General features: G+C 39.9%; 13 protein-coding genes. 6 read left to right on the top strand and 7 right to left on the bottom strand.

Annotated features, from left to right (window positions below):
• Positions 1-183: 183 nt before the first annotated feature.
• The 3 genes from M3610_RS25265 to M3610_RS25255 all read right to left on the bottom strand — a co-directional run bounded on the left by M3610_RS25265 (position 184) and on the right by M3610_RS25255 (position 3776).
• A complete protein-coding gene (locus M3610_RS25265) occupies positions 184-1416 on the bottom strand; it encodes an MFS transporter (RefSeq protein ID WP_251463339.1) in 1233 nt (410 codons plus the stop codon).
• Positions 1417-1819: 403 nt separating this feature from the next.
• Entirely contained in the window at positions 1820-2602 is a 783-nt protein-coding gene (locus M3610_RS28385; RefSeq protein ID WP_251463322.1) for an IclR family transcriptional regulator, read from the bottom strand.
• A gap of 268 nt (positions 2603-2870) precedes the next feature.
• Positions 2871-3776 carry a LysR family transcriptional regulator gene (locus M3610_RS25255; protein ID WP_251463321.1) on the bottom strand — a complete coding sequence of 302 codons (906 nt, stop codon included), beginning with the start codon at positions 3774-3776 and terminating at the stop codon, positions 2871-2873.
• A gap of 281 nt (positions 3777-4057) precedes the next feature.
• Between M3610_RS25255 and M3610_RS25250 the strand changes: the two genes are divergently transcribed.
• From M3610_RS25250 to M3610_RS25240, 3 genes are all read left to right on the top strand, one after another.
• Positions 4058-5275, top strand: coding sequence for an iron-containing alcohol dehydrogenase (locus tag M3610_RS25250; protein ID WP_251463320.1), 1218 nt, complete (start codon positions 4058-4060; stop codon positions 5273-5275).
• Between the two features lie 79 nt (positions 5276-5354).
• The gene (gene gucD / locus M3610_RS25245; RefSeq protein ID WP_251463319.1) at positions 5355-6827 is read left to right on the top strand and encodes an alpha-ketoglutaric semialdehyde dehydrogenase GucD; all 1473 of its coding nucleotides are present in this window, start codon (positions 5355-5357) and stop codon (positions 6825-6827) included.
• Between the two features lie 148 nt (positions 6828-6975).
• Entirely contained in the window at positions 6976-7761 is a 786-nt protein-coding gene (locus M3610_RS25240; RefSeq protein WP_098576103.1) for an SDR family oxidoreductase, read from the top strand.
• Between the two features lie 176 nt (positions 7762-7937).
• Here M3610_RS25240 and M3610_RS25235 read toward each other — a convergent pair whose 3' ends face one another.
• The gene (locus tag M3610_RS25235) at positions 7938-8720 is read right to left on the bottom strand and encodes a GNAT family N-acetyltransferase (protein WP_251463318.1); all 783 of its coding nucleotides are present in this window, start codon (positions 8718-8720) and stop codon (positions 7938-7940) included.
• Between the two features lie 241 nt (positions 8721-8961).
• On the opposite strand from M3610_RS25235, the gene M3610_RS25230 reads away from it, so the two are divergent.
• The gene (locus M3610_RS25230) at positions 8962-9924 is read left to right on the top strand and encodes an alpha/beta hydrolase (protein WP_098576101.1); all 963 of its coding nucleotides are present in this window, start codon (positions 8962-8964) and stop codon (positions 9922-9924) included.
• A 60-nt stretch (positions 9925-9984) separates the two neighbouring features.
• Here the strand turns inward: M3610_RS25230 and M3610_RS25225 are convergent, their stop codons facing one another.
• The 3 genes from M3610_RS25225 to rpiB form a co-directional block, all read right to left on the bottom strand.
• On the bottom strand, positions 9985-10830 hold the full coding sequence (locus M3610_RS25225) for a DUF2935 domain-containing protein (protein WP_098576100.1): 846 nt from the start codon (positions 10828-10830) through the stop codon (positions 9985-9987).
• A gap of 150 nt (positions 10831-10980) precedes the next feature.
• Positions 10981-11943, bottom strand: coding sequence for a class II fructose-bisphosphatase (glpX, locus tag M3610_RS25220; RefSeq protein ID WP_251463317.1), 963 nt, complete (start codon positions 11941-11943; stop codon positions 10981-10983).
• Positions 11944-12000: 57 nt separating this feature from the next.
• The gene (gene rpiB / locus M3610_RS25215; RefSeq protein ID WP_098576099.1) at positions 12001-12465 is read right to left on the bottom strand and encodes a ribose 5-phosphate isomerase B; all 465 of its coding nucleotides are present in this window, start codon (positions 12463-12465) and stop codon (positions 12001-12003) included.
• A gap of 385 nt (positions 12466-12850) precedes the next feature.
• Here rpiB and M3610_RS25210 point away from each other — a divergent pair, with 385 nt between their 5' ends.
• A complete protein-coding gene (locus M3610_RS25210) occupies positions 12851-13678 on the top strand; it encodes a sugar phosphate isomerase/epimerase family protein (RefSeq protein ID WP_251463316.1) in 828 nt (275 codons plus the stop codon).
• Positions 13678-14577 carry a sugar phosphate isomerase/epimerase family protein gene (locus M3610_RS25205; RefSeq protein WP_251463315.1) on the top strand — a complete coding sequence of 300 codons (900 nt, stop codon included), beginning with the start codon at positions 13678-13680 and terminating at the stop codon, positions 14575-14577. The genes M3610_RS25210 and M3610_RS25205 overlap by 1 nt, the downstream gene beginning before the upstream one ends.
• Positions 14578-14831 lie beyond the last annotated feature (254 nt).

Raw genomic sequence — 14831 nt, 5'->3', positions numbered from 1 at the left:
AAATTCAAGCAAATTACACAGGATCATAATGGCTCGATCGGTCTCATTTCTGGACCAATCGACCTGATATGCCCCCGTGCATTCGGTGCAAATCAAAAATGACTAATCCTGTACCAATAATTATAAGAGATTTAACGAAGGATAGTTGTTACCAAAACGTTCATTGGTTATCGATAATCCTTGTTACAACTCTATATTTCTGCCATCGCGCATTGCGAAAAGAGAAATGAGAGAAATAACACCCGCAATCACTAGATAAAACGCTATAGGAACCCAAGAATCGTTAAAAACATTTAACAATGCAAGTGCAACCATAGGAGCGGTACCTCCAAACACAGCTGCACCAATCTGATTTCCGACAGAAATACCAGTCATACGTACATTTGTACTAAAGACTTCCGAGAACATTGTTCCCATTACGGCCTCAATCGGAGCCCATATAATTCCGATCGCAATAACGGTGGCAACCGTTAACCATAGGGCAGACTTAAGAGTTAACAGATAATAGTACGGGAAGGCAAATACAATCAACCCAATTGTTCCACCCATATATACAGCTTTTCTTCCCACTTTGTCTGACAATTTCCCCATCAAAGGGACCATGAAAATCGTTACTAAATTAGCAATTGCAACTGCATTCAGCACTGTCGACGTTTCATAACCAAGATATCCAGTTGCGTAAGCGATAATAAATGTTGCGAAGATGTAATATGGTCCTGTTTCTACAAATTTAGCCCCTACAGTAATTAACACAGCCTTCCAATGATAACGGAAAGTATCCACGATTGGGAGTTTAGCAATGTTACCGCTTTCTTTTGCCTTTTTAAAACTAGGCGTTTCATCTATACCGTTACGAATCCAAAGGCCAATGAAAATCAATATAGTACTTAGGAGAAACGGCAGGCGCCATCCCCATGATAGAAATTGTTCTTCTGGCAGCTTATTTAGCAATGAGATAGACATTACTCCAAGCAGCATTCCGACTGGTACTCCGAGTTGTGGGATACTGCCATAAAACCCGCGGTTTCCCTTTTTTGAATATTCAACCGCTAATAGTACAGAACCGCCCCACTCCCCGCCAATTCCAAGCCCTTGGCACAAGCGCAGAGTAATAAGTAAAATTGGAGCCCAAATCCCAATAGTATTGTAATTTGGTAATAAACCAATCAAAAAGGTAGCTCCACCCATCAAGGATAAAGTTAGTATCAGCGTTTTCTTTCTCCCAATTTTATCGCCAATATGGCTAAAAATAACTCCACCTAATGGGCGAATGAAAAATGAGAGGCCAAACGATAGATAGGAAAGCATTAACCCAACTACCGGATCGTGACTCGGAAAAAATAGTTTATTAAATACTAGAGAAGCCATTGACCCATAAAGAAAAAAGTCAAACCACTCAATTGAACTTCCAACCATACTGGCTAATAAAGCTCTGTTTGTTCCTTTTTTAGAAACTTCTTTTGTAGAAATTTCACTCTGAACAACCTCGGTCGCACGAGCTTGTGACATGTACATTCCTCCTCTATAAATGTTGTTAACATTTTTACAATGAATATAGTGTTAAATAGTTAAAGGACATAATAGCTACAAATATTTCGTATATTTTTTCGTGTTGAAAGGAAAAGAACTTCCCTCTGAAAAAAAGTAGTAATTTATAATCTCTTGGAGGAATGTCATGATGGTCGTGTTCCCTATTATTAAATAATAATTTAATAGAATCGCATGATTAAAAGGTTTTATCAGACAAAAGTAAGCGTTCACATTCTAATTAAAGGCATTCCTGCCTTTTTTGACCCAGCAACATTCTATTATGTATAGCCTATTGGGAAAGTTGAAGGTCGTATCCTAATGCACTGTTTACTCTAGAGGTAGTGGCAAGTAGATGTTTTACCAACTCTTTCTGTTTAGACAAAATCCTAACTGTTGGTCCACATATACTAATGGCAGCAATAATTTTGCCCTGACGCGAAAAAACAGGAGCAGCTACACACGATACACCACTTTCAAATGTTTCATACGACAAATAATAACCTTTAAGCCTTACCTGTTCCAATTCCTCACGAATTTTGTTTGGATCAACCGTTGTATGAGGAGAAGAAGGTTCCAATTTTGCGGTTGATAGATAGTTTTCAACCATTGTTTGGTCACTGTAAGCTAATAACACTTTACCTAATCCTGTCGAATGAGGAGGTGAGGTTAAAGATAAATGGAATTGCAATCTCAAGCCAGACTCTTGATTCATGATTCGTTCCAATAGAACAACAACATTTGAATCCATTACCCCTAAGTGAACCAGTTCTTTAGAGGTAGATGATAATTCAACAAGATGTGGATGGGCTATTTTCCGAATATCCAGTCTGTTTTCAAATGCAGTGGCCAACTCTAAACAGGATAACCCCAGCTTATACTTTCCTGTATCGCTATCCTGAGCAATAAACCCTTTGTCTTTTAAAGCATCTAACAATTTGGATAAATAACTTTTTTTGAGGTCAAGTCTCTCAGCCATTTCTCCCAAACTACAATCCTCGTGTTTTATAAAAAACATTAAGATATCTAATGCGTGGGAAACATTTCCATAGGATGCACGCTTGTTTTCCGTCACATATATCACCTCCTCGACAATTAATTTAGTGAATGGCGTTACCCATTTTCCACTGGGTAAATCGTAAATTAAAAAAAATAAAAAATCAAGTGTATTTTCTGAGATTTGTGATTATTTGCATAAATACCCGATGGGAGTTTTCAAAGTAAAGACTGTACAAATGCGATTGTAGCAGGGGTTATGACCTAAACAAATTATGAAAAAAGGACAACTTCCAAAAGGGAAATTGTCCTACAACATGGTCGTTTTCAGTCAATATTTAATTTTTTTATTGGAAGGTGATATTCTCTTTTCGTATGTTCTCCCGAGTCACTTCCAAAAATGCGCTTAAAGCGGGTGACATCCATTTGTCTTTGTGCCAAACTAATTGAGTGACGATCGGAAAGTCAGATCCAACCCATTTGAGTTCCGCAAGTCGCCCCTGAGCCACTTCTGTCTCCACTGCAATCTTCGGCAGAGCTGCTATTCCGATACCTGCCATAACACATTTTTTTATGGCTTCTACATCACCAAGTTCAAGTTTGCTTAATGGTTGTACACCAGCCTCCGTCAGTGAATCTTCAAATAAACGACGGTAATCGCATTCCTCTGTCACAAGTAGTGGCTGACCATTTAAGTCTAAAGCAGTTACTTTCTGCTTCTGGGCTAAAAAGTGATCTGGATGACTTACAATCACAATAGGCTCTGCAACTAGCGGTTCAACAATTAGGTTATCCGCAACAATAGGAGTCATAGATATTAACACTGCATCTAAAGCACCTTTAGCAAGAAGGCCACCGAAGTCCGCTTCAGATATTCCAGGACGAAAAACAAGTTGTACTTTAGGGAAACTATTTTGAAATTGTCTCAACAATGAGGGCAAACGATATGTGCACTGTGTTTCCGAAGCACATATGGTCAGTGTCCCGCTTGGTTCAACATTTTCCCCTATAATCATCTTTGCCTCTTCAGCAACCCCAAGAATCTTATCCGCATATAACTTAAAACGGTGGCCTGCTTGACTTAAGATCACCCTTTTTCCTAATCGTTCAAACAGTGGAACACCAAGCTCGTCTTCCAGTGACTTAATTTGTGCAGTGATGCTTGATTGGGCAAAACAAAGAATTTCCGCGGTACGTGTAAAATTCAGTTCTTGGGCTGCAGTTTGAAAAATCATCAACTGTTTTAGTTCCATGGCTACCTCCTAAATCGGTTTTAATGATGATAATAATCAGAATATTCGTGTAGACCGATTATATCATTTCTTGTATGCTATTTGTAAGCGTAAACACTAAATTGCAAGAAAATTATTAATATTTTTTAACATTTTTACTTTTGTGAGGTCTTTTCCTTGCTGCATCACGTCGAACAATGAGTAAGCTCGTACAAAGTTAGTTCTATTCCCAAATGGGATGATTCACTTGATTACTGTCAAAATGGGCTTGAATCTAAAAGTAGAGAGGAAGTTAACTAGACATGTCAATGAGTTATAAGTATTTTATGCCAACCCGAGTGGAGTGCGGAAAAGGGATATCAGAAAAAACAGGAGAAATGGTAAAGGAATTAGGTGTTACTAGCGTTCTAATCGTTACAGATAAAGGGGTTAGGGCAGCGAATCTTTTAGAAGGAATTGAGAAATCGCTCCTGGCTGCGAACTTGCGCTATGACATTTACGATGAAGTAGAACCAAACCCGTCAGCTGAAACAATACATAGAGGAACTGATTATCTCAAGCAACTTAATCATGGTGCTGTGTTAGCTATAGGTGGTGGAAGCAGCATAGACACTGCAAAGGGAATAGCCGCGATGGCTACCAACCCCGGCCATATCTTGGAGTATGAAGGGGTGGGCAAAATTAAAAGGCCGCCACTTCCAATTATCGCAATACCGACAACGGCAGGAACAGGGAGCGAAACTACAAATTCCACTATTGTAACCAACAGAGAAACTCACTTTAAATTAGCAGTCCTTAGCCCGATGTTGTTTCCAACTCTGGCCATACTGGATCCGACTCTTACTTTGAATCTTCCACAAGAAATCACAGCCGCGACGGGTATGGATGCTCTAACCCATGCAATAGAATCCTATACATCCAAAGCAGCGAGCCCAGTGAGCCAGGGATTCGCGATGCAGGCGATTAAAATGATTGGCGAAAATTTAACCAAATCTTACTTCGTAGGAACGGATATCGAAAGCAGGGAAAAAATGCTGGTAGCCTCTATGATGGCTGGCGTTGCGTTTTCCCAATCACGCTTAGGGAATGTTCACGCTATCTCTCATACGTTTGGCGGAGTCTTTAACATTCCGCACGGTATCGCAAATGCAGCGCTATTGCCTTTTGTTATGAAATTTAACTTACCAGCATGTGCCGATAAATATAAAGATATCGCGATCGCTTTAGGAAAGGATGTTCGCGGATTATCCATACAGGAGGCTGCTGGAAAAGCAATAGAATCTGTTATTGAAATGAATCAAGCCATGAAAATTCCTTTAAATATTAAGGAGTTGGGCGTCTCATTAGAATATTTGTCTAAATTAGTAGAAGATTCAATGAGGAGCGGAAACGTTCTTATTAACCCTAGACTGACAAGGCCTGCTGATATTAAACAGATCATTGAAAATGCTTACTATGGTAATTTAGAAGAGTTTCAAAAAGATATATATAATAAGGAAGAAACATTAATTTTGGCATAAGGATTATAAATTCCGTCGATACATTTAACTTTTGGCAAACTGATGTACAAATCGATTAACGAGGAGAAGGAGATTAATTATGGTGAGTATTGTTGAAAACAGTGTATTAACCTATAAAAACTTTATTAATGGAGAGTGGACTGAGTCATCAGCAAACAAAGTGACTGGCAGCATCAACCCGGCAAACAAAAATGAAATCGTTGGCTACGTGCAGTCTTCCTCTCAAGAGGATGTGGATGCAGCCGTAGCAGCGGCTAAGCAGGCGAAAAAAGCATGGCGAAAACTTTCTGGAGCTGCAAGAGCCGATTATTTATATAAAGCAGCCAATATAATGGAAGAACGTCTTAGTGATATTGCAGAAACAATGACAAAAGAAATGGGAAAAACATTCGCAGAGGCAAAAGGGGAAACGGCACGCGGGATAGCTATTCTTCGCTATTATGCTGGCGAGGGGATGAGAAAAATCGGTGACGTTATTCCATCTACGGATAGTGAAGCGCTCATGTTTACCACACGTGTACCTCTCGGTGTGGTCGGTGTTATTTCACCTTGGAACTTTCCTGTAGCTATTCCGATTTGGAAGATGGCCCCGGCTCTAATCTATGGAAACACGGTTGTGCTGAAACCAGCTCAGGAGACTGCTGTTACCGCTGCTAAAGTAATCGAGTGTTTTGCCGAAGCAGGTATCCCAGCAGGGGTTGTAAATTTGGTCACAGGTCAGGGAAGTGTTATTGGTCAGAGGATCATTGAACATCCTGATATAAATGGCATCACTTTTACAGGCTCCAACACTGTAGGTAAAATGGTGGGACAAGGAGCTCTTGCGCGTGGAGCAAAATACCAGCTTGAAATGGGTGGTAAGAATCCTGTTATTATTGCAAATGATGCGGATCTTGATCTTGCTGTGGAAGGCACGATTAGCGGGGGCCTAAGGTCGACCGGACAGAAATGTACGGCAACAAGCCGCGTTTTCGTACAGACTGACGTGTATGATGAGTTTAAGGAAAAGCTCTTGGAAAAGGTTAGTGCACTAAAAGTTGGATGCGGAATGCAAGGGGAAACGTGGATGGGACCGTGCGCTAGTGAGAATCAATTAAATACGGTCCTATCATACATTCAAAAAGGGAAGGAAGAAGGAGCGACCCTCCTTTATGGCGGCGAAAGACCAGCAGAAAACGGAATGGAAAACGGTTTCTTCGTACAACCTACGGTGTTCGAAAATGTCACAAATGACATGATTATCGCACGTGAAGAGATTTTTGGTCCGGTTCTTGCATTAATTAAAGTCGATACCCTAGAGGAAGCATTAGAACAATCAAATGATACAGAGTTTGGCTTGAGTGCATCTATTTACACGAAAAACATCAGTAACATGTTCTCTTTCATTAACGAAATGGAAGCGGGACTTGTAAGAGTAAATGCGGAAACAGCAGGTGTTGAACTCCAAGCTCCATTTGGCGGAATGAAGCAGTCCAGTTCTCATTCGCGGGAACAAGGGCAGGCTGCGATCGAGTTCTTTACTTCTATTAAAACGGTGTTTGTAAAAGCATAATCATAAGTTAATAGGAAGTCCCTCGTTTTTTTACGAGGGACTTCTATTTATCAAGTATCCGGATGAGCTTTGGTGACGCCATAAATCGCTGCATAAAGTCTGGGCTGAAAATGATAATTGAAAAATGAAAAATAAGGAGAGCTTACATATGAATTTAAATTTACAAGGGAAAAACGCTATTGTAATCGCCTCGAGTCAGGGCCTTGGAAAAGCCATCGCCGCACAATTAGTAGAAGAAGGAGTAAACGTGGTGATTTCGAGTCGTGATGAGAGAAAGCTGCAAAAAGTACAGGAGGAATTATATCAGCTCGGGAAAGGAAGGGTCGCCTATCATCGTGCCGATATTACGAATCTAGATGATATCCATTCATTGGTACAGTTCACCCGCGAAACGTTTGGAAAAATCGATATTTTGATTAACAATGCGGGGGGTCCTCCTGGGGGGACGTTTGAACAGATTTCTAATGAAGATTGGCAAAAAGCATTCGAATTGAATCTCTTTAGCTACATTAGAATTATCCGTGAAGTGCTGCCTGACATGAAGCAGGGTGGAGGAAGAATTATTAATATTGCTTCCACATCAATTAAACAGCCAATTCCAGGCCTCATTCTTTCTAATACATTCCGTCTAGGAATTGTAGGGCTGACTAAAACACTTGCTGAAGAACTTGCACCTTATAATATCTTAGTTAATACAGTTGCTCCAGGCAGAATCCAAACAGACAGGACGACTCATCTTGATCAACTGAATGCTGAAAAGCAGGGGATTTCCTTAGAAGAAGCAGAGATTCAGTCTAAAAGAGCCATACCTTTAGGAAGGTATGGCACACCCGAAGAATTCGCCAGAGTTGTAACCTTTCTTGTATCAGATGCAAGTACATATATAACCGGTAGTTCTGTACTTGTAGATGGCGGGATGGTTACGTCCATATAGTTAGCAGAAAAGAGGACAGTGGGCAAAATGCTCCCTGTCTTGTTTAAATTCATTGGTAAATTGAAAATGTTAAACAGTTAGTAGTTAAGGTGATAAATGAAACCAATCTCTTCGAAGTAATTTCCCAATGAGCGATGATCAGTCTCTTTTGGTGTTCGAGCCATTGAACAGAACGATCAGCGGTGCATGGTCCACATTCCAATATCCTTAAAGCCCAGCCGCTTATAAATCCGGCCTGCTTCAGGATTATCATAAAATAGGCAAAGGGTTTTGCCCTCATTTAGGACATCCTGAACCACTTTTTTCATAATTGAAGAGGCTAAGCCTTTTCGGCGATACTCTTTTCTGGTGCAGACACCGACAATCATTGCCGACATTGAATTTTCCGCTGCGGTTGAGACGCAAGCGGTCATAACCCCATTTACTTCTGTAAAATAGGTTCTTGATGTATTCGCCTCAATAGACTGTACCAATACGTCCCGGGCATCCTCTCTGACATGAAATTCTTCAATTGATTTGCGGAGTTCTAAAATTTGATCGACGTCTTCGATGCTAGCCTTTTTATATACGATATCGTCAGGAGACAGGAATTTATTGGTACGACACTCGGCAAAATAAGTCACTTGCTTTTTACCAAGCCGGAGCTCATCATATGCTTCAAATTTTGCTATAATATCTGATTTTCCAGATAAGAGAATGGGCTGGCTGTAGTTTTTCATAATCGATACAAAGCCGCCCGTATCGAAATCCCCTTTTGCATAAGCTATAAAAGATTGATGGAACCTTAGAAGTACGGCTATTATTATATTCTCTTCATTAAATTCGGCCCAGAGTTCTTGGGACTCCGAAGAATAACCGAATGCCTCAATATCCCCGATGATAAATAGATTTATAGATGGTTCCTCACTTAAAAAAGCAAGAACCTGTTGATGGTCTTGGTCCGTAAGTTTTCTAATCACGGCAACTCCCCCTTATTTTCAAAAGGTAACGAAATAATTGGAAAATTTCAAGTGTTTTGTAGAATTCTAGAACCTAAACCCTGAATTTTTCCAGATTGTTGTGAAACAAGGGGGAGTATCCATAAGTTTTAATATCTGAATAACTGAAAGTTATCCAAAAAAAGTCATACCCACTATCTTGTAAGCGTATAAATTATTGTTGAAGTTTCTAAAATAAGATTGCTAGTAAAGGGGATTATCGATGAAGAATAGAATTGACCCTGAATTGAGAGAGACACTCGAATTATTTCCACCGCTTGATTTGGACAACCTAAAAGAATTTAGACAGTTTATGGCGGAGGCGGCAGATTCTATCGAAATACCAATAGACGAGCATGTTGCTATTTATGACCGGATGATTCCTGGTCCAGAGGCTAACCTTGAAGTTAGGGTACGAATTTATGAACCAAAAGAAAAGGATGAGAGATTGCCTGCTCTTTTATGGATTCACGGCGGCGGATATGTCCTTGGAACACCTGAGGATAATGATGCTTTATGCCAACAATTTGTCATTGATGCGAATTGTGTGGTCATTTCTGTCGATTATCGATTAGCTCCAGAGGATCCATTTCCAGCAGGCTTGGAAGATTGCTATGCTGCCCTAAAATGGGTTTCTGAAAATGCTGATGACTTAAGTATTGATTCGTCCCGCATTGGAGCCGGGGGGGCTAGTGCAGGCGGAGGCTTAACGGCGGCCCTCGCACTATTGGCCCGCGATCGAAATGGTCCAAAATTATGTTTCCAAATGCCGCTATATCCGATGATTGATGATCACAATAATTCTCCATCTAGTTTGGAGATAACCGGAAATATGATTTGGAACCATGACCTCAATGAAAAAGGCTGGTCCATGTACCTCAATGGGGAAAATCGTACAGAAAATGTTTCAGAATATGCGGCGCCGGCGCGAGCAACCGACCTGACAGGGCTCCCATATACCTATACGTGCGTAGGGCAATTAGATCCATTCCGTGACGAGACACTTACTTATGTAACAAAGCTCAGCCAGGCTGGCGTTGATGTGGAATTCCACCTTTATCCTGGATGTTATCATGGATTTGAAGGACTAAATCCGAACGCTTCTATTAGTCAGCGTGCCGTTGCTGAGTATGTGGGTGCTGTAAAACATGTACTGCACCGGAAGATAACAGTGAAAAATAAATAAACGTAAAAAAAGGCGAGCATTAGCTGTTCGCCTTTTTAACATTAAGTAGAGGTTCTTCTACTATCTAGATGGTGGGTTGCCGCTTGTTAGATGAGCATCAAACATATCAATTATTTCTAAGAATCTATCAGCTTCACGGTAAACATGATCTGCTAATAGCGGATGAATGATACTCTTTATTTTACATTGTTCAATTAAATCACGAGCGGTTTTCTTGAAGTCCCTTAGAGAGGAAACCGACACACGATTTTGATCAAGGAATTGATCTAACATAGGAACGGTTTGAGATTGTGGCTTCATAGAATCTAAGTCTCTTGCTTGATACAGCAATTGATCAAAATCATTACTGAAATCACGCGCTACATCAACTAGTTTCCTTTCTGACGGATCAAGGAGATGACCAATAAATTTGGCATGGTCTGCCATAATCCTTAAGAAGAAGACATTTTCTTTAATAATTGCATCTGGAAGCGATTGTAATTTCCCTTCATTTAATTCAATTAAGCGCTTTCTAAAATAATTTGCTTCCCGACTGGTATGATCAACTAATAGAGGGAAATTATTTGCTCCTGGCATTTTACATGTGAGAATTAATCCTAGGATCTTTCGTTTAAATACAAAAATATTGCCTGCCGCTTGCTGGACTTCTGTATTAAATCGTCTTATTTGTTCAGGATCGGTTTGATTGTTAAAGGAATGTGCTCTTTGTTCGATGTTTTCAAATATTCGGTAGAATTGATTGGCCTCCTGAATTAGTTGTGTGTCGTCTGCTCTAAAACCTAATCGAAGAAATAAAGAGTGCTCTTTCATAATCCTGGCCCAAAAACGTATTTCATTTAATGATCGCTCAACAAATAATCTGGATGTAACACCTGTATCAGGATGTAAGCCTTCACCACTATGCATTACGACCCTCCTAATAAATATACTACTGTCGTAATATACTTATTAACTTATCCATTAAAAAATGCCATCAAAAAATAAAGCTATAATTTTTCATGTATAAGCTGCTGGAGAATGTATCTTCATAATTCTATTTAAGATAATTAGTGCACATTAATAAAAAGCCGCATTGATATATTGGGAGTTTCTCGTTTCACCGCCAATAGTAACTAGTGAGTGGGTGAGCATTGTCCCGTTATCCTTTTTCTTTACCCCGTTCAGCAGAACCCCATTGGTGATTCCTGTGGCGACGAAGAAACAGTCATCTGTTTTGACAATCTCATCTATGGTTAAGGGCTTTTCGGGATGTAAAATTCCCATATTCATACATCGATTCCATTCAGCCTCATCTTGGGGAAGAAGTTTCGCTTGGAAGTCACCTCCAAGGCATTTTAAGGCAGTGGCAGCAATGACTCCCTCTGGCGCACCGCCCGTTCCTACTAATAGGTCAACATCAACTTCATCTATAGCGGTTCCAATGGCCCCTGTAATATCCACATCTGAAAATAACTTCAATCGGGCACCAGCTGATATGACTTCATTCATTAGTTTTTCATGCCGCGGCCGGTCCTGAATCATGACAGTTAATTCCTTTACATCCTTTCCAAGTGCGTTCGCCACAGCTTTGATATTTTCTGTTAGCGGTAACTCGATATCAATGCAGCCTTTTGCTTTCGGACCAACAGCGATCTTTTTCATGTACATATCCGGGGCATGCAGCAGACTTCCTCGCTTAGCAACAGCAATGACTGCAAGTGAATTTTCTTGCCCCTTTGCCAGGAATGTTGTTCCCTCGATAGGATCGACAGCGATATCAACAAATGGCCCCGTTCCAGTTCCGAGTTTTTCATCAATGTATAACATAGGGGCTTCATCCATTTCACCTTCACCGATAACAATGGTTCCTTGCATATCAATTAGGTTCATGCGGTCTCGCATTGCAGTTGTCCCAGCTCCATCCGCAATGATTTTATTCCTTTTACCGATCCAAGGGTAAGCAGCAATTGCTGCTTGTTGTGAGACTGCAAGGAAATCCATCACTAGCCCAATCGTATAGGGCTGACTTTTTGTCTGCATCGTGTTTTCCTCCTCTTAGTAATAAGCTGTGAGTCCACAAGTCAAAGAGAAGCTAGCTTAGCTGCATGAACCGTTTAGTAGGTATTCCTTTTCTTGGCCCATGATTTGATCAATTTTTCTTGCGGAATTACCACCTTGAAAGGAAACACTTAGGTAAGCTGAGACCACTTTTTTAGCAAGTTCTACACCGATAACCTTTGCTCCGATGGTCATGATTTGTGCGTTGTTGCTGAGCTGTGCGCGTTCTGCTGAGTAAACATCATGGCATTGGGCAGAGCGAATTCCCGGAACTTTATTAGCTGCAATGGACATTCCAATCCCAGTTCCACAGAAGAGAATGCCTCGTTCTAGTTGGTTGGCTGTGATATCAGTTGCTACCTTAAAGGCTACGCCAGGATAATCGACTTCATCTTCTGAATAACATCCATAATCGACAACCTCATGCCCTAAACTACTAATATATGACTTTATTTCTTCTTTCATTTGAAAAGCATTGTGATCTGAACCAATTCCAATTTTCATAATTATCACTCCAATTTAATTTATTAGTCATATTCTTTCATTTATTTTCGTTTGTGTCAATGTTTTTCTTGGTAATCGAAAAATAATGAAAACAAATGATTATGTTAATTACTTTCATGACAGATTACTAAATCGGTGTATTATATGAAAGAAATGAAATAAACAGGAGTTAGTTGGATTTTTACTACTTTTTTAGATTTTTTCTTTCGTTTGTTTTCAAATAAAAAATATTTTTATAAAAACAATTGACAAAACAAAAACAAATGATAATATTCTAAATAGACAAACAACTTGTTTGCTTATTACCTTTTTGCAAACATTTGCTGAGTTATGAAAAATTTCGCAGTATGAAGTAGTTTAATTTTAATTAAGGGGGAAATCGAAAATGACGATTAAGTTTGGATGTCACGGATCAACATGGGTACTAGATTATGATGAAAAAGTAGATTGCTTGGATCATATGATTGATACAGTGAAGAAAGCTGGATTCAAGGGGATTGACGTTCAATATGCTTTATTGGGGAAATATAATGAAGCACCTGAAAAACTAAAAGAAAAACTAGATAGCTTGGATCTTGAATTAGCAGCAATTACCTTGCCGTTCAGCTGGGAAAGTGACACAGAATCGGAAGAAGAAAAGCAGCGGGCCGATTATTATATTAACTATCTAAAACACTTCCCGAATGCAAAATTAAACTTACCTCCACGAGTGGGGCCAAATCGCGACAATCTATTAAAACGTCAACGAGATATAATAAGCTGTGTGAATGCAGTAAGTAAACGTGCGGTAGAAAATGGCATCGTTGCGGTGTTTCATCCACATTCTCCGGCAACTTCTTATTTCAGAACAGAAAGCGATTACAACCTTCTTTTTGAGGAATTAGATACAAGATATGTTGCGTACACACCAGATGTTGGCCACGTTGCAGCTGGAGGAATGGACCCAGTCGAAGTGGTTAAAAAGTATTTACCAATTATCAAACATGTTCATTTTAAAGATTGTTCAAAAAGCTTTGAGTGGAAAAAGATGGGCACCGGTGATATCGATTTTCCTGCCATAGTTCAATCATTAGTTGATTATGGATATGACGGCTGGATTATGGTTGAGGAAGAAACAGAAGAAACGAAAACAAATGCTGATCAATGCATCTATGATATTAGTAAATATGTAGATGAAAAATTAAAGCCTATTGTTAACGGAGTAAGAATTTAATGAGTAACCGAATTATCCCATCGCTGCTCGTCACGGAAGTGTTTTTCCCGGTAAAAGATGAAAAAGGTTTCGCTGCAAGTGTAGTTGAAAACCTAGGTTCTCAAGGCTTCTATCGTTCGTTTGAGATTGGTTATGGCTATGACCAAGAGGATCGAAAAAGAATTTTGCGGGCTAAGGAACAAAATAACTTATCAATCTTGCAGTGGTTAACGTTCTTGACATATCAGACGGACCTCAATGTGTCCGCCCTAGATACTAGTTTAAGAGAAAAAACCGTTAAAAAGATAAAAGAAAGCCTATATTTGGCAGCGGAGTGCGGCGTTTCTACGGTTGCATTTGTCCCTGGTCCAGATCCAGGTGTTCAGTTCCGCAAGCAGGGACTAGAGGCTTTTTATGAAAGTCTATGTGAAATCTGCGAGGAGGCATCCACGTTTAATATGCATGTATCCATAGAAGCAATGGATCGCGAAGTGCATAAAAAGCGAGTTTTAGGTCTTACGAGTGAAGCTGTTCCTATCATTTCAAAGGTGAGGGAAAAATACTCGAATGTTGGTCTCGTGTTTGATACAGCCCATGTGGCGCTTAATCGTGAAGATATTTTTACCTCATTAGAATTGGCAAAAACAACCATGGACCGTCTGCATTTTGCAAATGTCGTCCTAGACCCCGAAAGCCCTTTATATGGAGATAACCATATGCCAATTGGTGAACCAGGCTTTCTAACGATTGAAAAGATGTCTCGTATTTTGCAAAAAGCCGATGAACTAGGTATCCAGGCAGAAAAAGGTTTACCTGTAGCAATAGAGGTGCAAGGCAGAGATAAGATTGATTATTTTGCGAATGAGAGAACGATCCGGGCTACATTGGAGAGTGCGACGAACTTAGTCGGAAGTAAATAATTCGATTGCTGCCTTTAGAGCTTTTTTAGCAGCACTATCCTTTTCTTTTTACATAAGATCGGGGTAGCTTTTTTTACCACATATGTAAGCGCTATCTAAAGACATTAATAAACACCAATAAAAATAGAGGTAGTGTCAAAACTTCTATGAAAAAGTGACCTGAAGTTTTTTTCTTCTCTCTTTTTTGTAGTGGAGGTACCCGCAATCGCTCTTGACAAACACACCAATGGTTTGAGGTTCCTTTAACAAGGGCG

The organism is Neobacillus sp. MER 74 (assembly GCF_023714155.1).
Note: the sequence above shows the minus strand (reverse complement) of the source record. Positions and strands in the feature narration are given on the sequence as shown.